This is a genomic window from Acidovorax sp. (assembly GCF_034519795.1).
Lineage (GTDB): Bacteria > Pseudomonadota > Gammaproteobacteria > Burkholderiales > Burkholderiaceae_C > Acidovorax.
In genome coordinates, this window is record NZ_JAXHOB010000009.1 from 102,200 (window position 1) to 120,756 (window position 18,557).

Sequence of the window (18,557 nt, forward strand, 5' to 3'; positions counted from 1 at the left end):
GGGCCTTTGAAACGAAGTCGGCCTACATCGCCCCGCCAGGGCCCCACCCACAATCGCGCCATGAAAAAAACAGGCCGCACCCTGCGCATCGTCTTGCTCACCTTCGTGGCCACGGCCGCGCTGGTGCTTTTTGCCCTGAACTTCACGGCCGGCGAGAAGAAGGTGCAGCACCAGATACCGCGGCTGTACACCAGCGCCAGCCCGCAGTTCGAGCGCGCCATGGGCAGCCTGCTGGGCCCGGGCATCCTGGGTGGCAACGAGGTCAAGGAGCTGATCAACGGCGACCAGATCTTTCCGCCCATGCTCGCGGCCATCCGCTCGGCACAGAAGAGCGTGAACTTCGAGACCTACATCTACTGGTCCGGCGACATCGGAAAGCAGTTTGCCGACGCCCTGGCCGAGCGCGCCCGCGCGGGCGTGGCGGTGCATGTGCTGCTCGACTGGGTGGGCAGCGCCAAGATGGAGGAGAGCTACCTGGCCGAGATGAAGGAGGCCGGCGTGCTCGTCGAAAAATTCCACAAGCCGCACTGGTACAACCTGGCACGCATGAACAACCGCACCCACCGCAAGCTGCTGGTGGTGGACGGGCAGGTGGGCTTCACCGGCGGCGTGGGCATTGCGCCGGAGTGGACGGGCAATGGCCAGGACCCGGACCACTGGCGCGACTCGCACTACCAGGTGCGCGGGCCCGCCGTGGCGCAGATGCAGGCCACCTTTCTGGACAACTGGCTCAAGGTCACGGGCAAGGTGGTGCATGGGGATGCGTACTTTCCGGCCATTGCACCGCAAGGCACCCAGCGCGCGCAGATGTTCTCGAGCTCGCCGTCGAGCGGCAGCGAGAGCATGCAGCTCATGTACCACATGGCCGTCACCGCCGCCGAGCGCAGCCTGGACCTGTCGGTCGCCTACTTCGTGCCCGACGACCTCACGCGCCAGCTCATGCTCGATGCCTTGAAGCGCGGCGTGCGTGTGCGCCTCATCACGCCCGGCCCGCACACCGACACCGAGACCGTGAAGGCCGCCTCGCGCGCCACCTGGGGCCCGCTGCTCGAAGCCGGTGCCGAGATCTACGAGTACCAGCCCACCATGTACCACTGCAAGGTGATGATCGTGGACCAGCGCCTGGTGTCGGTGGGCTCCACCAATTTCGACAACCGCTCGTTTCGCCTCAACGACGAGGCCAACCTCAATGTCTACGACGCTGCGTTCGCCGAGCGCCAGACGCGCGTGTTCGAGGAGGATCTGAAGCAGTCGAAGCGCGTGACGCTGGAGGACTGGCAGAACCGGCCGCTCAAAGAGCGGTTGGCGGAGCGGGTTGCGGCGTTGCTGGAGTCGCAGCTGTAGGCATGCCGCTGCGAGACCGCGCGTTTCGCTAACAGCTCGTTACTTCATGGGAATGCGCTTCAGGCCTTCAGGAGGTTTCGCGTTTCTACAATTCCGCTCTTCTACAAGACAAAAGAGAGAGGGATTTCCATGGCACAGCGGCGAAGCATTCTGGCGGGCATATCGGCGTGGCTGGCGACTGTGTTCGCAGGGGCGCCGGGTAGTGTCTCCGCAGCCGACGGCCCCACCGCCGGCCGGGCCGGCATCCACCCCTGGATCAACGCGGGCGACAAGGTGGTGGCCGATGTGATCGTCGATGGCAAGCTGGTCGCGCAGCTGGACCACCAGGCCACGCAGCCGGGGCTCAAGAAGCCGCCCGCGCTGGTGTTTGGACTGCCCGTGGGGCTCAAGCGCATGCGGCTCAAGGGGCAAGTCACCCAGGGCGCCAAGACATCGTCCTTCGACAAGACCTGGACGGTGCGCGACATGGCGCCCTTCTCGGCCCCGCTGTACGAGCAGGGCAAGCCCTGGATCGAGCGCGTCCGGGGTCTGGCCAAGAAGCTGGAAGACACCATCTCCATCGAGCCCGGTGACGGCGGCGCCAAAAAAAAACCTGCCAAGGCCGCCTTCGCCGACCTGGAAAAGAGCCTGGGTGTGGCGCTGCCCCCGCTGGTGAAGGTGCTGGGCGATTGGCGGATCGAGATCGGTGATTCCTACTTCCTGTCGGCGGCCGACATGGGCAAGGTCACCGACCTGTTGCTGCGCGAAGGGGGCTACCAGCGCACAGGCGCCAATGGGCTCGACCGCATTCTTTCACCCGCCGTGCGTGCCCGCTACGACCGCAGCCTGGCCGTGTTCATCGAGGTGGGCGATGGGCTGGGCGTAATGGCGTGGGACCCGGTGGGCGCCACGCCCGGCGAGCCGCCCAATACCTGGGGTGACAAAGGCAACCCCGGTGCCCGGCCCGGCACACCCAATGAAGGCCTGTGGTACTGGTTGCACCAGGACCACATCGCCACGCCCGAGCTGCTGCTGGACGACGACTACCGCCCCAAAACCACCGAGGCCGCGCTGACCCACGTATTCCAGCGCTTTGCGCTGTCGGACGTGGATTCACCCGAGACCGACGACGAACTCGTGGTGGACAGCGCCAACCCGCGCGCCAACCTGCTGCAGCTGCACTTCGACGGGCCGCGCAAGCCGCGGCTGTGGCTGCGCAGCTACGACTACCACTACAGCCTGTATTGAGCGGCCAACAAAACTCTTCTGGCGTCTTTGCTGCGTCTTGTCGTACACGCCCTATCCAGAACCGCTTCGCTGAGTTTTGTTGGCCGCTCTAACTTGCGATGACGCCGTGCGGGCCCATGGCGCACAGCGCCACGGGGTGCATCAATGCGTGACGAACTCGTAGGTCACGGCTTCGCTGTCCACCATGTCGAGCACTTCGTGCAGGGCGTCGTCGTCTTCGGTGCTGCTCCACAGCTCTTCGGGGTCGGTGGCGAACAGGGGCTCGATGGCGATGTCCATGAAGCGGCCGTCCGGCAGGCTCAGCACGGGCGTGCCTTCGGAGGTTTCGACCAGCGACCAGTCCTCGGGCACGGACATTTCGACTTCGATGGTGACTTTGAGCTTTTTGGTCATGGTGTGTGTTCTCGGTTGGTGAATGCGGGCAGGGTAACCCACTTCCTTCAGGGCTACGCCGAATAAGGCTTCGTGCCTTGGTTGTGCGTTGCCTTGCAGCGGTAGCCAAGCAGGACCGCGCGGTATCCTTTTGTTGCGAACCGCCCGCGCAGACGGTGGCGGTCGCACGCAGCCGTACCCTCACCCTTTCCCCCTTCGGAGTGCCCTGAAATGATCGCCAAGAAACTACTTGCCGTGGCCGTGACCGCCGTGGTCGCCACCCTTGCCCTGAGCCAGGGCGCCCAGGCCGGCCCGCGCCTGGACAAGATCATGGAAACCAAGGTGCTGCGCGTGGGCACGCCGGGCGACTACCGCCCGTTTGCCATCAAGACCGGCGCCGGCCTGTCGGGCCACGATATCGACGTGATCGAAGCCATGGCCTAGTCCCGTGAACCATAGAAATGGCACCCCCCGTGAGCGCCACACAGGCCGCAGGCAAGGCGCCAACCGCAGCCAGGTTGGACACCTGGCGAGGATTGGCAACGCCGCATGCGGCCTGTGTGGCGCTCACCCGAAGGGCCGGGGCGAGAAGGGGCGCATGCGGGCGTTGCGCACCTTGTCCAGGCGGCGAGCCTGGACTGCGGCGCGCGCCTACGCCTGCGCCCCTTCCCGCCCCGGCGGGGGGTGTCATTTCTATGGTTCACGGGACTGAAGTTGGGTGTGAAGATCGAGTACGTGCAGACCTCCTGGCCCAAGCTGATGGCAGACCTGCAGTCCGACCAGTTCGATATCGCCGTGGGCGGCATCACGCGCAACGTGGCGCGCATCCGGTTGATCGAAATGCTGCCCGGCTACGCGCCCTTCGGCAAGGTGGCACTGGTGCGCTCGGCCGACAAGGCCAAGTACACCACCGTGGACGACCTGAACAAGCCCAATGTGCGCGTGATCAAGAACCCCGGCGGCACCAACGAGACCTTTGTGCTGCAGAACCTCAAGACCGCCCAGGTCAGCACGCACGAGAAGAACGCCGAGATCCCGGCGCTGATTGCCGAAGGCAAGGGCGATGTGATGATCACCGAGACCTACGAGGCCCTGGTCTACAGCAAGGCCGACCCGCGCCTGCATGCGGCCTTCATCGACGCACCGCTCACACCCAAGAGCTACCTGGGCTTCATGCTGCCCAAGGACGATGCGGACTACACGCGCGTGATGAATTTCGTCTGGGGCCAGATTGACAGCCGGGGTGTCCTCAAGGGCGCCGCCGACAAGTGGCTGAAGTAAGCCGCTGAACTGCTGTAGCACGGCAAGGCGGACCAAAGAAGTTAGACGGTTGAAGGCAAATCCGTATCAGAGCCTGGCTCAATGGGCATCAGGCGAGGGCAACCACCTGCGCGCGGTAGCTCTCGCTGCCCTCGGCCCAGCCCAGCAGGCGGTCGATGTTGGGGTGCTTGCCCGGAAATGCCTTGGCATCGGCCACGTGCTCGCCATACCACTCCAGCCCCAGGCGCGCCGCTGCCGGCGTGATACTGCCGCCGTACAGCGCGGCCAGCGCGGCATACACCACCAGCGAGCCGGTCTGGCCGGGCTTGTTCTCGATGGTGGCGAGCACCTCGCCATCGGCGCCCAGCAGTTGCAGGGCGGCAAGGTGGGAGGCGGAGGGCAGTTGCTGGAGGCGGGTGGCGAAGTTCATGAGGATAGACAAAGATCGAGGCGAGCATGGCCCGGCTGCGCTTGGATGGAAAAGACCGCCGATCTTAAAACCCCCGCGCCTTCCTCAGTGCTTGGTTGGTGCCTTCATGGAGTCGTCCACCGGCGTCTCGGTGTGCATCACGCACTTCCACTGGCCATCAGCATGGATCCAGGTCGAGCTGTCGTGCATCACCTGTTCCGTGCTCTGCGCCTTGTCGCCGCGCGGCGCCACGCCCTGCTTCACGCGGTAGGTCAGGATGCCCATCGCTTCGGTCGGGAACACCACCTGCATGTCGCTGAACTCAAAGGCGGTGACCACCATCGGGCCTTCCTTGGCCATCTTGCCGTACATGGCGCGGCCGAATTGGAGCGCACCGTGGCTGCTGACCATCATGGCGGGCTCGGCCAGCAGCTCGGTGGCGGCGCCGACGTTCTCGTCGACCATGGCTTGCCAGAATTGGGTTTCCAGGTCGATGAGGGTTTGGCGGGGTGCAGATGTCGTGGGCATGGGGACCTCCGTTGTTTCATGAACAAGGGGCCATGGTGCGCGGTGGCGACCTCTGCCGGCATCGGCTGAGTGCGAAGGGTGGGGTAGGGAAGGGCTGACAGTGGGCACTCCGCCATCACGCGGGGGCCTTTTGCGGGGCTTGGCGCAGGCTGACGTACTCCTCTGGGCTGATGTGCTGCACCTTGCCCCCCACCGTGATCACCATAGGGGTGTTTGCTTTGCGCGCGTCTTGTGCTGCACGCAGGCCTGCCCTGGCAAGCGCTGCCAATGCAGCCTGGGCCAGATCATCGGTGGGGGCGAGACCTTGGTCCAGCAGCAATGGCTGCCGGTGCTGGTTGTCGTACAGAAACCAGGCATCGACGATGGGCTGGTAGGTTCGGGTCAGATGGGACAGCCCCGCATCAAACCGCCGCCTAACGACCTCATCAGGAATGTTATGCCCGCCCTGCGACACCCGCAAGCGCACCCGCTCGATGGCCATCTCCGCACTGGGCAGTTGAAGGCAACGAAGTAGCCGTGGCATTCGAACTGGATCTTGCCGCCCGCGTCGGGCTGGGCTTCGAGGAACGGGTGGTCGTACATGTGCATTTCGGCCTTCACGCCGTCGACTACGCCGCGCATCAACAGAGTGGGCAGGGTAAGCCTGACAGGCGCTTATTGCTTGTCTGCCCACGGATTGAACAGCTGCACAGACAGCCCCGCAAAGTCTTTGGTATTGCGCGTTACGAGTACCAGGTCATGCGCCATCGCGGTGGCAGCAAGCAGGCTGTCGATGGCGGGCAGGGGGCGCCCTGCAGCGCCAACTAGCCTGCCCCATCGATCAGAGACGGAAGCGTCCACAGACAGTATGCGCCCCGTGAAGAAAAGCGGCAGGTCCGTTTCGAGCCAGTCGGTCAGCACCTGGCGTCGCTGCGCGTCCGAAGCACCTTCTATCCCTTTGCGTATCTCTCCCAGCGTCAATACGCTCAGGAACAGCGTGCTGGGTGGACGCTTGGTGAACCAGTCCACCACACCAGGATCCGGCGCCTTGCGCCTCAGCTCGGAAAGCACATTGGTGTCGATCAGGTAGCTCATGGGCCGCCTCAGAAGCCAGTATCACGCGTGAGGCTGGAGTCGCGTTCAAACTCCACGTCATCAGCTCCGAACAAGGGCGACCGCTGCATGAAGTCCACAAGCGTCCCCTGCGCTTGGGAAAGCCGGTCGAAGGTTTCGCGCGAAACCACCACCGCAACCGACTTGCCATGTACGGTGATGTCCTGCGGCTGGCTCTGGGCGGATTTCACCAGTTCGGACATGCGGGCCTTGGCGTCCTGCATTTGCCATGTTTGCATAGTGCTCCTGGATGTCTGACTAGACAGGTCAGATTGTAGGCCGCAAGCGGTGAAATAACAAAGGCGCCCAAGGCGCCTTTGTTCTGAGTGGGGTTTACTTACCCCAGCTGTCCTTCAACCCCACCGCCAGATTGAACACCGGCTTGCCCGGCTCGTGGTCCACCCGGTCGGCGACGAAGTAGCCGTGGCGTTCGAACTGGAACTTGTCGTCCTTGTGGGCATGGCCCAGCGAGGGCTCCACGATGGCGGTCACGGTCTTCAGGCTGTTCGGGTTCAGGCCTTCGATGAAGTCCTTGCCGCCCGCATCGGGCTGGGCTTCGAGGAAGAGGCGGTCGTACATGCGCACTTCTGCATTCACGCCGTCAGCCACGCCCACCCAGGTGATGGCGGCCTTGACCTTGACGGTGTCGGCGCCGGGGGTGCCGCTCTTGGTGTCTGGCACCACGGTGGCCAGCACTTCGGTGATGGTGCCGTCGGCATCCTTGGTGCAGCCGGTGCACTCGATGACGTAGCCGCCCTTCAGGCGCACCTTGTTGCCCGGGAACAGGCGCTTGTAGCCCTTGGGGGGCTCTTCCTCAAAATCTTCGCGTTCGATCCACACCTCTTTGCCGATGGTGAAGTGGCGCTCGGGGCTTTCCACGCCTTCGGGCGGGTGGGGCAGCGAGGGCAGGGTGCAGGACTCCAGGTGGCCGGCGCCCATGACCTCGTCCCAGTTGGTGAGCACCAGCTTGACGGGGTTGAGCACGGCCATGCCGCGGAAGGCCTTGAGCTCCAGGTCTTCGCGCAGGCAGCCTTCCAGCGTGCTGTAGTCGATCCAGCTGTCGCTCTTGGTCACGCCGATGCGATCGGCAAACACCTGCAGCGATTCGGGCGTGTAGCCGCGCCGGCGCAGGCCGACGATGGTGGGCATGCGCGGGTCGTCCCAGCCGCTCACCTTGTGGTCGTACACCAGTTGGGCCAGCTTGCGCTTGCTGGTGATCACGTAGGTAAGGTTCAGGCGCGAGAACTCGTACTGGCGCGGGGGCGGGTTGCCCAGCAGGCCGCCTTCGGTCAGGCGCTCCAGCAGCCAGTCGTAAAACGGGCGCTGGTCTTCGAACTCCAGCGTGCACAGGCTGTGGGTGATCTGCTCCAGCGCGTCCTCGATGGGGTGGGCGTACGTGTACATCGGGTAGATGCACCAGGTATCGCCGGTGTTGTGGTGCGTTGCGCGGCGGATGCGGTAGATGGCCGGGTCGCGCATGTTGATGTTGGGGCTGGCCATGTCGATCTTGGCGCGCAGCACCATGGAGCCGTCTTCGTGCTCGCCGTCGCGCATTTCGCGAAAGCGCCTCAGGTTTTCGGCCGGCGTGCGGGCGCGGAAGGGGCTGTTGACCCCCGGCTTGCCGAAGTCGCCGCGGTTGGCGCGCATTTGCTCCACGGTCTGCTCGTCCACATAGGCGTGGCCGGCCTCGACCAGGTACTCGGCCGCGCGGTACATGAAGTCGAAATAATCGCTGGCCTGGTAGGGCGCGGCGTTGGGGCTGCCGTTCCAGTCGAAGCCCAGCCATTTGACGGCATCGATGATGCTGTTGACGTACTCGGTGTCTTCTTTTTCGGGGTTGGTGTCGTCAAAGCGCAGGTGGCACACGCCGCCGTAGTCGCGCGCCAGGCCGAAGTTGATGCAGATGCTCTTGGCGTGGCCGATGTGCAGGTAGCCATTGGGCTCGGGCGGGAAGCGCGTGCGGATCTTCGCCGGGTCGGGCTGGCCCTTGGCGTGGTGGGCGGCGTCGCCCGGTGTACCACCCCATTGGCGGCTGGCGTAGGTGCCCTTGTCCAGGTCGTGTTCGATGATCTGGCGCAGGAAGTTGCTCGTCTTGGCGGTCTCAAGGGCCGCTTCGGGGGCTGCGGCAGGGGTGTTGGCGGGGGTGGACGTGGTCATTGGCCCATTTTAGGGGGAGGCCGGGCCGTCTGCTGCAGTGCAGCGCGGTCGGGGGCGCTAGGGGGCCCCTTCATGCTGCAACCAGGGCTTCCAGCCCCCGATTTGTAACGCCGCAAGTCCCCGAAATCGGTCCGTGGGAACTTGCAACCGTCTGCCGGCTCCGACACTAAAGCGTTTTGGCGTGAACTATTGCGCAGGAGTGCGCACTCACCTGTACGTAAAGAAACAATAAAGATGGAGTTTCGTGCCATCCTTTCGGACATCTGGTGCGTTGAGTACCAGTGAGGCGAATCCCAACCAAGGGGGCCGCCTCCACTACCAGGAGATTTACATGACGAAAACCCGTTCTATCCAGTCCATGGCCGCCGCCGCTGGTGTGGCCCTGGCGCTCTTTGCAGCCGCCGGCTCCGCCCAGGCCCGCAGCGATGTCAACTGGTCGATAGGCCTGAGTTCGCCAGGTGTGGTGGTGGGCGTGGGCAACGGCTACCCGGTGTACTCGGCCCCGGCCCCTGTCTACTACGCGCCGCGCCCGGTGTACTCGGCCCCCGCGCCGGTGTACTACGCGCCGCCCCCACCGGTGTACTACGCGCCACCCCCGCCCGTGTACTACTACCGCGGTGGTCACGGCCACGGCCATCGCCACCACGGCCATGGACACGGCCGCGGCCGTTGGGACCGCTGACCTGCTGCGCTTGGCGCGCCCACTGGGCCGCCAAGCCGGGTGCCGCCCCTCGCAGGGATGGCGCCGGGGCCGGTGAGACGGTGGCGGGCACCGCATAATCCCGCGTTGGCAGGAGCCGCGCCTTTGGCGGCCCCACCACGGCCTGCCTGGCGAATGATCGGCAGGCCCGTCCCAACGCCCGGAGAGCTGCTGCATGTCTGCGAACAAGAAAACCGTTTTTGTCCTGAATGGCCCCAACCTGAACCTGCTGGGCACGCGCGAACCCGCCGTGTACGGCGCGCACACCCTGGCCGATGTCGAACAGATGTGCGTTGAGGCCTGCGAGCGCCATGGTTTTGCGCTGCGCTTTCACCAGAGCAACCATGAAGGCGCGCTGGTGGACTGGATCCACGAGGCCGGCCGCCTGCACACGGCTGGCGAACTGGCCGGCGTGGTGCTCAATGCCGGCGCCTACACGCACACCAGCGTGGCACTGCACGATGCCACCAAGGGCACGGCCATCACGCTGATCGAGCTGCACATCAGCAATGTGCACGCGCGCGAGGCCTTCCGCCACCACTCCTACATCGCCGCAGCGGCCAAGGCCGTGATGTGCGGCTTTGGCGTGCGCGGCTATGCGCTGGCCATCGACGGCCTGGCGGGCATGTGATGGCCGCTGGGGACGACGAGGACCAAAATCCCGCAGCCCCTGCGCGCGAGGTCGCCCGCCTGCCTTCCCCCGAGATCGACCGACTGCGGGCACTGGCGCAGCGCCATACCACGCCCTGCGGCAACGGCGACACCGTCTGGCACAGCTGGGGCGAGGCTTCTGAGAGCCAGCCCCCGCTGGTGCTGCTGCACGGCGGCAGCGGCAGCTGGACGCACTGGGTGCGCAACATCGAGCCCCTGGTGGCCGCCGGCCGCCAGATCTGGATACCCGACCTGCCGGGCTTTGGCGACTCGGCCACCCCGCCCACGGGCGGCGATGCCGATGCACTGGTCGAGCCCATGGCCGACGGCCTGCGCGCGCTGTTCGGCCCCAGGCCGGTGGACCTGGTGGGCTTTTCGTTCGGCGGGCTCACCGCCGGGCTCACGCTGGCGGCCCACCCTGAACTGGCGCGCCAGTTGGTGGTGGTGGGCGCCCCTGCCATGGGCGTGGTGGCCGAGCGGCCCGTGCGTCTGAAAGGCTGGCGCCACCTGCCGCCCGCCGAGCAGCTCGACATGCACCGCTACAACCTCGCCGTGCTGATGCTGCGCGATGCCACCCTGGTCGAAGGCCTGGCGCTCGAAGTGCACGTGGGCAATGTGGTGCGCGACCGCATGACGCGCCGCCGCCTGGCGCGCACCGACATCCTGGCCCGCTCGCTGCCGCAGGTGACCTGCCCGGTGCACGTGATCTACGGCGAAGCCGATGCGCTGTACCAGGGCTTCATGGCCGAGCTGGAGGCTGCGTATGCCGCCGCCGTGCCGGACTTTCGTGGCATGGCCCTGGTGGCCGACGCCGGGCACTGGGTGCAGTTCGAGCGGCCCGAGGCCTTCTTGCAGGTGCTGCTGTCGGCGCTGGCTGAGGGTGCGGCGGGCGCAAGGGGCTGACATGGCCGACACCCCGCTCGACTCCAAGCCGCCGACCCTTGCCGCAGCTGCAGCATTGCCCGAGGCAGCGCCACGCCCACCGCGTCCGCCGCAGGAGGCCCCGCGCGTCAACGGCCAGGTCGCCGTGCTGCAGGTCGACGAGCGCGAGGTCGAGATCACCGCCATGCGCGCCCAGGGGGCGGGCGGGCAGAACGTCAACAAGGTCTCAAGCGCTGTGCACCTGCGCTTCGACATCGCCGCGTCTTCGTTGTCCGAAGGCGTGAAGGAGCGCCTGCTGGCCCTGCGCGATTCGCGCATCACGCAGGATGGCGTGGTCGTCATCAAGGCCCAGCAGTACCGCAGCCAGGAGCAGAACCGCAGCGATGCCATCGAGCGGCTGAATGCCTTGGTCAACACCGTGGCCGCGCCGCCGCGCGTGCGGCGTGCGACCAAGCCGACGTATGGGTCCAAGCAGCGGCGGCTGGAGGGCAAGAGCCAGCGGAGTGAGACGAAGGCGTTGCGGGGGCGCGTCAAGGACTGACCAGGATGGTAGTAAATGCTTTTCGGTACTGAGAAGACCTTTGCGATTGAGGCAATGTCCGAGCCGGATTTGGCGCCGCCATCCGCAGTTTGGGGCCGCATGCGTGTGTGGTGCCAAGGTATGCCGATTGGCGATTTCTTCGCGAAACAATGCGCGCTATACCCTTCCTACGTGAATTTCCGGCTGCTCAGGGAACGTCTCGCGTTGCTCTGGCTGGCCGAGTTTGAAGGCATGTCCGCCATCAGCCTCTGGAATCATCTGGATGGGCTGCTTTATGGCTTTCACGGAGATGTGGAACTCACCGATGTTCGAACGTTGGAGGAGTGTCGCCAAGCGTCGGAAAAATACGGTCGGTTTGACTTCCTGACGAACTGGGGAGAACAGTTTGACGACAACGGCAAGTCGTTCATTCTGTGCACGCCGGCTGGTGAGGTGAAGGTCCTCAATTGGTCGCTGGCCAAAGAAGAGGAACTGCGGGCTCGTCTTCCCGATGTGCTTCAGTCCATATCGGAGTTTATGAACTGGTTTGAGAGTGAAGCCCGACGTTTGAACGGTGGGCCAAAGGACCACTTGACGGCATAAAGGGTGAGCCAAGTGGAGCAGCCCGCCAGAGTCGTGGAGCTGCCACCGGCTTTGAGGCCTCCCTCAAAGCCTCCGATTCACCCCAAAATCGCAACAATCCGTTTGATCGCCGGGGCTTGGTCGCGGCCTTGGTAAGTCCTAAAGTACTTCTCAGACCCTAGAGAAAGTACGCCGACCATGTCCGCCACCACCCAAGCCCCTTCCCCTTCTTCTGCCATCGCCACCGTACCGGCCCTGTTCGTATCGCACGGCGCTCCGCTGTTCGCCATCGATGCCGGCACCACCGGCCCTGCGCTCACGCAGTGGGGCCAAGGGCTGCGGGCGCAGTTTCCGGGGCTGCGCGGCGTGGTGATCATGTCGCCGCACTGGATGGCGCGCAGCCCGCAGGTGATGACGGGGCCGCAGCCGGCCACCTGGCATGACTTTGGCGGTTTCCCGCAGGCGCTGTACCAGTTGCAGTACCCGGCGCCGGGCTCGCCTGCGCTGGCGCAGGAGGTGCTGGGCTTGCTGCAGGCCGCCGACGTGGCCGCGCAGGGCGATGCCGCACGCCCGTTCGACCATGGCGCCTGGGTGCCGCTGATGCATTTGTTCCCCGATGCTGACCTGCCCGTGGTGCAGGTGGCGCTGCCGGCGGGCGCGGGCCCTGCCGAGGTGTTTGCGCTGGGTGCGGCGCTGCGCGGGCTGCGCAGCCAGGGCGTGCTGGTGGTGGGCTCGGGCAGCATGACGCACAACCTGTCCGAGTTCTTTGGCGGCGTGCGCGAGCCCGCGCCCTATGTGCTCGAGTTCAGCCGCTGGATCGAGGATGCGCTGGCCCGTGGCGACATGCAGGCGCTGCTCGACTACCGCAGCCTAGCGCCGCACGCCACGCGCGCGCACCCTACGGAAGACCACTTTCTGCCCCTCTTCTTTGCGCTGGGCGCGGCCGGCGATGACCTGCAGGCGCAGTACCTGAGCCGAGAGGTGATGTACAGCATGTTGTCGATGGATGCCTTCGCGCTCCAGCCAACAGCGGCACCTGCTGCCGCTGCCCACTGACCTGACAATGGCACATTCGGTGCCGCCAGATGCGGCGCCGGCCCCTCCACCCCAACGATCCTTGTCCATGACCACACCCAACCTGCCGCTGACCTACCTGCACCGTCCCCCTGCCGCTGCCACCACCGAGCCCTGGCTGCTGGTGCTGATGCACGGCGTGGGCAGCAACGAGCAGGACCTGTTCGGCCTGGCGCCGCACGTGCCCGGGCGCTTCCATGTGCTGAGCCTGCGCGCGCCGTTTCGCATGGGGCCGGGGGCCAACGCCTGGTTCGAGTTTTCGGTGGCGCCCAATGGCGACCGCACCATCAACGAGCCGCAGGAGCTGCAAAGCCGCGCGCTGGTGGCGCAGGCGGTCGAAGCCGCTGCATCGCAGCTGGGTGTGCCGGCCAGCCGCGTGGTGGTGGGCGGGTTCAGCCAGGGCGGCATCATGTCGTTGTCGCTGCTGCTCACCCAGCCCGCGCTGCTGCAGGCTGCCATGGTGTGGCACAGCCGGCTGCTGCCCCAGGTGCTGCCAGCCGCCGCGCCGGCCGCTGCGCTGCAGGGCAAGCAGCTGTGGGTGAGCCACGGCACGCAGGACAACGTGATTCCGCTGGCGCAGGCCCATGCCATCCGCGAGCATTTCGCGCAGCTGCCTGTCACCCTGAACTACCGCGAGTTCCCCGGCATGCACGAGATCCGGCCGGCCGAGCTGGCGGCTACGGTGGACTGGTTGCAGTCGTTGTAGGACTCTCCCGCGTCTGGGCACGCTGTTGCTTGCATGCAGCGTGCCCATGACGAAAACAGGGCGTTACGTCTTGCTGGAACCTAAAGGGTTTCCAATGGTCAGGCCATGATCATCCGGGCCGCTGCGTTGGCCGCACCCCGGCCCATGACACAAGGACCCCTGCATGCCCGATCCAGTGCTCGACCACGACCGCGATTTTTCCGAACTGCGCAGCGACCATCACCCGACCCCGCCGCGCAGCACGGGCGGGGCGGCAGGCTGGGTGGCGGGCGTGCTGGTGGTGGCCCTGGTGGGGGCGGGCTACGCATGGTGGCAATGGCAGGCTAAGAACAGTGCGGTGGCCGAGCCGCCTGCCGCCGCGGCGCCGCCCGAGGCCGCTGCATCGGCACCCGTGGCTGCTGCATCGGAGCCCACGGGCCCGCAGAACCTCATTGACCCGCTGGCCCCGGCCGACGCGGCGCAGCTGCCTGAACTGGCCGAGTCCGATGCCGCAGTGGCCCAGGCGCTGACCGAACTGCTGGGCCAGCCCTCGGTGGGCTCGTTCTTGCAGCTTGACGGCTTTGTGCGCCGCGTGGTGGCCACGGTGGACAACCTGCCGCGCGCCCAGGCGCCCTCGCGCATGTGGCCGGTGCAGCTGGCGCCGCGCCGCTTCAGCGTGGAGGGTGTCCCCGGTACCCACGGCCAACTGGCCATTGCGGATGGCAATGCCGGGCGCTACAGCGCCTTCGTGGCCTTTGCCGAGGCGATCCCCGTCGACCCGGCCGTAGCGGCCTATGCGCGGCTGTACCCGCTGTTCCAGCAGGCATACGAGGAACTGGGCTACCCGGGCAAGTACTTCAACGACCGCCTGGTGGCCGTGCTCGACCACCTGCTCAAGACGCCTGAGCCCACCGGCCCGCTGCTGGTGGAGCTGACCGAGGTGAAGGGCGAGGTGCCCTCCACCCGGCCCTGGGTGCGCTACGAGTTCGTCGACCCGCAGCTGCAGGCGCTGTCGAGCGGGCAGAAGATGCTGGTGCGCATGGGGCCCGAGAACGAAAAGCGCCTGAAGGTGCGCCTGGCGGAGTTTCGCAAGCGCGTGGCGACGGGTGTGGTGCCCAAGGCTGCGGGCAAGGGCGCGCAGGCCAAGCCGCAGGCCGCCACGGCCAAACCGGCCGCAGCCGCCAAGGTGCAGTGAGTGGTCGCCTGCTGTTGAACTACTCCGCCACGCGGACCACGGTCTTTCCGAAATTGTGCCCTTGCAGCACCCGGCGCAGCGCCTCGGGCGCGTTCTCCAGCCCGTCCACGATGTCCTCGCGCAGTCGCACCTGGCCCTGGGCGATCCAGGCCGCCATCTCGCGGCGGAAGCTGTCGAAACGTTCGCCGTAGTGGTCCAGGATGATGAAGCCCTGCATGCGCACGCGCTTTTGCAGCAGCGTGGCGGTCAGGCGGGGCAGGCGGTCGGGGCCGCTGGGTGTGTTGCTTTCATCGTTGTAGTGGGCAATGAAGCCGCACACCGGCACGCGCGCGTGCAGGTTCAAGAGCGGCAGCACGGCGTCGAACACCTCGCCACCCACGTTCTCGAAGTAGACGTCGATGCCCTGCGGGCAGGCCGCTGCAAGCCGCTCGGCCAAGCCCGGCTCGCGCCGGTCCAGGCAGGCGTCGAAGCCCAGTTCCTGCACCGCATGGCGGCACTTGTCGGCACCGCTGGCAATGCCCACCACGCGCGCACCCTTGAGTTTGGCGATCTGGCCGACGATGGCGCCCACGGCGCCGGTGGCTGCGGCCACCACCACCGTCTCGCCGGGCTGGGGCTTGCCGATGTCGAGCAGGCCCACGTAGGCCGTGAAGCCCGGCATGCCCAGGCCGCCGAGCGACTGCGAGGGCTGCGCCGCATCGCCCAGCGCCAGCAGGTCGCTGCCGTCGGACAGGGCGTAGTCCTGCCAGCCGGCATTGGCCAGCACCAGATCGCCCTCGCGGAACTGGGCGTTGCGTGAGGTGACGACCCGGCTCACGGTGCCGCCGACCATGGGCGCGCCGATCTCCACGGGCGGCGCGTAGCCGGGGCCGATGGGGTCCATCAGGTTGCGCATGTACGGGTCGATGGACAGGTACAGCGTCTTCAAAAGCACTTGGCCGTCAGCAGGCTCGGGCACGGGTTGCGTCTGCAGCCCGAAGTGCTGGGGCTCAGGCAGTCCTTGCGGGCGTGCGGCGAGCGTGATGCGGCGGTTGCTCTCGGTTGCCATGGTGCTTGCTCCCTGGATCAGGCGGCGACCGCAGGCCGGGGGCCGTGTCGCAGGGTCAACAAGGTACCCAGCGTCAGTGCCCCCAGCGCAAACGCCGGCCCTCCCAGGGCACCCACATGGTCCACCATCAGCCCGCCGAAGATGGCGCCGCTGGCGATGGCGATCTGGAAGGCTGCCACCAGCAGCCCGCCCGCGCCCTCGGCCTGGTCGGGCGCGGCGCGCACGATCCAGGTCTGAAAGCCCACCGGGAAGGCGCCGAAGGCAAAGCCCCACAGCGTGACGGCCACGGCGGTGATGGCGGCCGACTGCCCGGCCACCAGCAAGGTGGCGGCCAGCACGGCGATGACGGCACCGCCGGCGACGATGGCCTGGCGCTCGCTGCGCCCGGCGATCCAGCCGCCCACGAAGTTGCCGAAGAAGCCGCCCACGCCATAGCCCAGCAGCACCGCCGTGATGGTGGCCACCGACATGTGCGTGATCTGCTCCATCAGCGGGCGGATGTAGGTAAAGCCTGCGAAGTGGCCCGAGATCACCAGCAGCACCGCCAGCAGCGCCACGCGCACCGGTGGGCGGCGCAGCAGCTCGCCCAGCACCTGGAGGTTGGGGTTGTCGCGCGGGGGCAGGGCGGGCAAGGCCACCAACTGCACGGCCAGCGTGATCAGGCTGATGCCGCCGGCCGCGATGAAGGCGCTGCGCCAGCCCCACAGGTCGCCCATCCAGGCGCCGATGGGCGCTGCGCAGACGGTGGCCACCGACACCCCGGTGAGGATGAACGACATGGCCCGCGCAAACAGCGATGCCGGCACCAGCCGCATGGCCAGCGCCGCCGACATGGACCAGAAGCCGCCCAGCGCCACGCCCAGCAGCACCCGCGCCGCCAGCAGCGTGGCCATGCTGCCGGCCAGGGCCGACATCACGTTGGACAGCACCAGCAGCAGCGTGAAGGTGATCATCACCAGCCGCCGGTCGATGCGGCGCGTGAGCAGCGGCAGCGATGGCGCGGCCACGGCCGCCACCAGTGCGGTGACGGTGACGGCCTGGCCGGCGGCGCCATCGCTCACGCGCAGGTCGCTGGCCATGGCGGTGAGCAGGCTGGCGGGCAGGAACTCGGCCGTGACCAGGCCGAAGACACCCAGGGCCATGGAGGCCACGGCGGCCCAGTGTGCCTCGGTGGGCTCGGGGGTGGAAAGGGGGGCGGGCGTGGCCTCGGCAACGACGGCACCGGTGGGCGCATCAAGGCAGGCGGAGCAGGAGGGAGAGGAGGACACGGGAAAGGCCTTCGGGTGGATGGAAAGCCATCGTAGGGATAAGATGGCGGCGTTTCCATGCCATAAAAGCCGAAATGCTTGACTTTTTATCCAGACCCTTCGACCAGGTGGCTCAAGAGCCATTTGCCGAACCGCCGGACCTGCTGACCCAAATCCTGCTCGGCCTGCGCCTGGATGGCGTGGAGTATGGCCGCTGCGTGCTGCACCCGCCGTGGGCCATTGCCTTCCCGGCGCAGCGCTCGGCGCGCTTTCACTTCGTGGGCCATGGCGGGGCCTGGCTGCGCACGCCCACGACCGACTGGCAGCGCCTGAACCCGGGCGACGCGGTGCTGCTGCCGCACGGCAGTTTCCACGTGCTGGCCAGTTCGCCCGACGTGCCGCCGGTGGACATCGATTCGCTGGCGCGCAAGGCAGTGTCAGAGAACATCTACCTGGTGGACGGGCGCGAAGCGCGCCAGCCTGCGCAGGCCGCCATCGCGCCGCCACCGCCGCCCGCGCCCGACGTGATGTTCTGCGGCGCGCTGCGCTTCAACCTCGACCCGCTGCACCCGCTGATGGCGATGATGCCCGAGGTGATGATGGCCGGCGACCTGGCGCGGCGCGACACCACGGTGCCGGTGCTGCTCGACGCCATGGAGCGCGAGGTGGCGCAGGACCGCATGGGCGCCTGCGCCATCCTGGCGCGGCTGGCCGATGCACTGGCCGCCAGCATCATCCGCGCCTGGGTGGAGTGCAGCTGCAACAACCCCACGGGCTGGATCGCCGCCGTGCGCTGCCCGCGCATCGGCAAGGTGATCGCCGCCATCCACGCCGACCCCGAGCGCGACTGGAGCGTGCCGCTGCTGGCCGACCTGATGGGCGCCTCGCGCTCGAGCTTTGCCGAGTCGTTCACGCGCACCATGGGCGAGAGCCCGGCGCGCTATGTGGCCAAGGTCAAGATGTCGCAGGCGCGCCGCTGGATCGCGCGCGACGGCATGCGCGTGGCTGTGGCGGCCAACCGCCTGGGCTACGAGTCCGAGGCCTCGTTCAGCCGGGCGTACAAGCGGATCATCGGGCACCCGCCGAGCACGGCACGGGCGGAGTGAAAAGGACACCTATCCCCTGGGCAACGGCAGCGCCGTCTTGTAGCGCACCTGCTTGAGCGCAAAGCTCGAGCGGATCTTTTCCACACCGGGGATGGGCGCCAGCCGCTCCAGGATGAAGCGCTCCAGCGCCCCGATGTCGGGCACGGCCACGCGGATCAGGTAGTCGCTGTCGCCGCTCATGAGGTAGCACTCCATCACCTCGTCGTGCTCGGCAATGCGCTGCTCGAAATCGCCCAGCGCCTCCTTGCTCTGCGTCTTCAGGCTGATGCTGATGAACACGTTGAGCCCCAGGCCCAGCGCCGCCGCGCTGGCCAGGGCCACATAGCGGCTGATGACGCCCGCGGCCTCCAGCGCCTTCACGCGCGCCAGGCAGGGCGAGGGCGACAGGTGCACGCGCCGCGCCAACTCCACGTTGGACAGGGAACCATCGGCCTGCAGCTCGGCCAGAATGCGCAAATCCAGGGTGTCCAGCTTCATG

21 protein-coding genes and 2 pseudogenes are annotated in these 18,557 nt (G+C 66.9%); 13 read left to right on the forward strand and 10 right to left on the reverse strand.

The window, feature by feature from the left end:
- The first annotated feature begins 60 nt into the window (after nt 1–60).
- Both cls and U5N23_RS11030 read left to right on the forward strand, forming a co-directional pair.
- Entirely contained in the window at nt 61–1,344 is a 1,284-nt protein-coding gene (gene cls, locus U5N23_RS11025) for a cardiolipin synthase (protein WP_322592856.1), read from the forward strand.
- 129 nt (nt 1,345–1,473) lie between these two features.
- Nucleotides 1,474–2,571 (forward strand): hypothetical protein, encoded by a 1,098-nt coding sequence (locus U5N23_RS11030; RefSeq protein WP_322592857.1) that lies wholly within the window; start codon nt 1,474–1,476, stop codon nt 2,569–2,571.
- 141 nt (nt 2,572–2,712) lie between these two features.
- Here U5N23_RS11030 and U5N23_RS11035 read toward each other — a convergent pair whose 3' ends face one another.
- Entirely contained in the window at nt 2,713–2,964 is a 252-nt protein-coding gene (locus U5N23_RS11035; protein WP_322592858.1) for a hypothetical protein, read from the reverse strand.
- 210 nt (nt 2,965–3,174) lie between these two features.
- Between U5N23_RS11035 and U5N23_RS11040 the strand changes: the two are divergent.
- Nucleotides 3,175–3,388: pseudogene (locus U5N23_RS11040) on the forward strand (cyclohexadienyl dehydratase); the annotation flags it as partial.
- 266 nt (nt 3,389–3,654) lie between these two features.
- Nucleotides 3,655–4,224: pseudogene (locus U5N23_RS11045) on the forward strand (transporter substrate-binding domain-containing protein); the annotation flags it as partial.
- Between the two features lie 88 nt (nt 4,225–4,312).
- Here the strand turns inward: U5N23_RS11045 and U5N23_RS11050 are convergent.
- From U5N23_RS11050 to U5N23_RS11075, 6 genes are all read right to left on the reverse strand, one after another.
- Entirely contained in the window at nt 4,313–4,633 is a 321-nt protein-coding gene (locus U5N23_RS11050; RefSeq protein WP_322592859.1) for a DUF2322 family protein, read from the reverse strand.
- Between the two features lie 84 nt (nt 4,634–4,717).
- Nucleotides 4,718–5,140 (reverse strand): nuclear transport factor 2 family protein, encoded by a 423-nt coding sequence (locus tag U5N23_RS11055; RefSeq protein ID WP_322592860.1) that lies wholly within the window; start codon nt 5,138–5,140, stop codon nt 4,718–4,720.
- A 115-nt stretch (nt 5,141–5,255) separates the two neighbouring features.
- A complete protein-coding gene (locus U5N23_RS11060; protein WP_322592861.1) occupies nt 5,256–5,621 on the reverse strand; it encodes a hypothetical protein in 366 nt (121 codons plus the stop codon).
- Between the two features lie 173 nt (nt 5,622–5,794).
- Nucleotides 5,795–6,214, reverse strand: coding sequence for a type II toxin-antitoxin system VapC family toxin (locus tag U5N23_RS11065; protein WP_322592862.1), 420 nt, complete (start codon nt 6,212–6,214; stop codon nt 5,795–5,797).
- A gap of 8 nt (nt 6,215–6,222) precedes the next feature.
- A complete protein-coding gene (locus U5N23_RS11070) occupies nt 6,223–6,471 on the reverse strand; it encodes a type II toxin-antitoxin system Phd/YefM family antitoxin (protein WP_322592863.1) in 249 nt (82 codons plus the stop codon).
- A gap of 94 nt (nt 6,472–6,565) precedes the next feature.
- Nucleotides 6,566–8,389: a glutamine--tRNA ligase/YqeY domain fusion protein gene (locus U5N23_RS11075; RefSeq protein WP_322592864.1), complete on the reverse strand. Its 1,824-nt coding sequence runs from the start codon at nt 8,387–8,389 to the stop codon at nt 6,566–6,568.
- Nucleotides 8,390–8,720: 331 nt separating this feature from the next.
- On the opposite strand from U5N23_RS11075, the gene U5N23_RS11080 reads away from it, so the two are divergent.
- The 8 genes from U5N23_RS11080 to U5N23_RS11115 all read left to right on the forward strand — a co-directional run bounded on the left by U5N23_RS11080 (nt 8,721) and on the right by U5N23_RS11115 (nt 14,678).
- Nucleotides 8,721–9,071, forward strand: a complete 351-nt coding sequence (locus tag U5N23_RS11080) for a hypothetical protein (protein ID WP_322592865.1) — start codon at nt 8,721–8,723, stop codon at nt 9,069–9,071.
- 193 nt (nt 9,072–9,264) lie between these two features.
- Nucleotides 9,265–9,720: a type II 3-dehydroquinate dehydratase gene (aroQ, locus tag U5N23_RS11085; RefSeq protein ID WP_322592866.1), complete on the forward strand. Its 456-nt coding sequence runs from the start codon at nt 9,265–9,267 to the stop codon at nt 9,718–9,720.
- On the forward strand, nt 9,720–10,643 hold the full coding sequence (locus U5N23_RS11090) for an alpha/beta hydrolase (RefSeq protein WP_322592867.1): 924 nt from the start codon (nt 9,720–9,722) through the stop codon (nt 10,641–10,643). Before aroQ ends, U5N23_RS11090 begins: the two co-directional genes overlap by 1 nt.
- 55 nt (nt 10,644–10,698) lie before the next feature.
- A complete protein-coding gene (gene arfB / locus U5N23_RS11095) occupies nt 10,699–11,163 on the forward strand; it encodes an alternative ribosome rescue aminoacyl-tRNA hydrolase ArfB (protein ID WP_416208604.1) in 465 nt (154 codons plus the stop codon).
- A gap of 15 nt (nt 11,164–11,178) precedes the next feature.
- Nucleotides 11,179–11,745, forward strand: a complete 567-nt coding sequence (locus tag U5N23_RS11100) for a hypothetical protein (protein WP_322592868.1) — start codon at nt 11,179–11,181, stop codon at nt 11,743–11,745.
- 177 nt (nt 11,746–11,922) lie between these two features.
- The gene (locus U5N23_RS11105) at nt 11,923–12,780 is read left to right on the forward strand and encodes a class III extradiol ring-cleavage dioxygenase (RefSeq protein WP_322592869.1); all 858 of its coding nucleotides are present in this window, start codon (nt 11,923–11,925) and stop codon (nt 12,778–12,780) included.
- 67 nt (nt 12,781–12,847) lie between these two features.
- Nucleotides 12,848–13,504: an alpha/beta hydrolase gene (locus U5N23_RS11110; protein ID WP_322592870.1), complete on the forward strand. Its 657-nt coding sequence runs from the start codon at nt 12,848–12,850 to the stop codon at nt 13,502–13,504.
- Between the two features lie 163 nt (nt 13,505–13,667).
- Complete coding sequence (locus tag U5N23_RS11115; RefSeq protein WP_322592871.1) at nt 13,668–14,678, forward strand: DUF3014 domain-containing protein; 1,011 nt, start codon at nt 13,668–13,670, stop codon at nt 14,676–14,678.
- Between the two features lie 19 nt (nt 14,679–14,697).
- Here the strand turns inward: U5N23_RS11115 and U5N23_RS11120 are convergent, their stop codons facing one another.
- Together U5N23_RS11120 and U5N23_RS11125 are read right to left on the reverse strand one after the other, a co-directional pair.
- The gene (locus U5N23_RS11120; RefSeq protein ID WP_322592872.1) at nt 14,698–15,726 is read right to left on the reverse strand and encodes an NADP-dependent oxidoreductase; all 1,029 of its coding nucleotides are present in this window, start codon (nt 15,724–15,726) and stop codon (nt 14,698–14,700) included.
- Nucleotides 15,727–15,743: 17 nt separating this feature from the next.
- On the reverse strand, nt 15,744–16,994 hold the full coding sequence (locus tag U5N23_RS11125) for an MFS transporter (RefSeq protein ID WP_322592873.1): 1,251 nt from the start codon (nt 16,992–16,994) through the stop codon (nt 15,744–15,746).
- A gap of 74 nt (nt 16,995–17,068) precedes the next feature.
- On the opposite strand from U5N23_RS11125, the gene U5N23_RS11130 reads away from it, so the two are divergent.
- A complete protein-coding gene (locus U5N23_RS11130; protein WP_322592874.1) occupies nt 17,069–18,079 on the forward strand; it encodes an AraC family transcriptional regulator in 1,011 nt (336 codons plus the stop codon).
- Nucleotides 18,080–18,088: 9 nt separating this feature from the next.
- Here U5N23_RS11130 and U5N23_RS11135 read toward each other — a convergent pair whose 3' ends face one another.
- Nucleotides 18,089–18,556 carry an Lrp/AsnC family transcriptional regulator gene (locus U5N23_RS11135; RefSeq protein WP_322592875.1) on the reverse strand — a complete coding sequence of 156 codons (468 nt, stop codon included), beginning with the start codon at nt 18,554–18,556 and terminating at the stop codon, nt 18,089–18,091.
- Nucleotide 18,557: the final 1 nt, after the last annotated feature.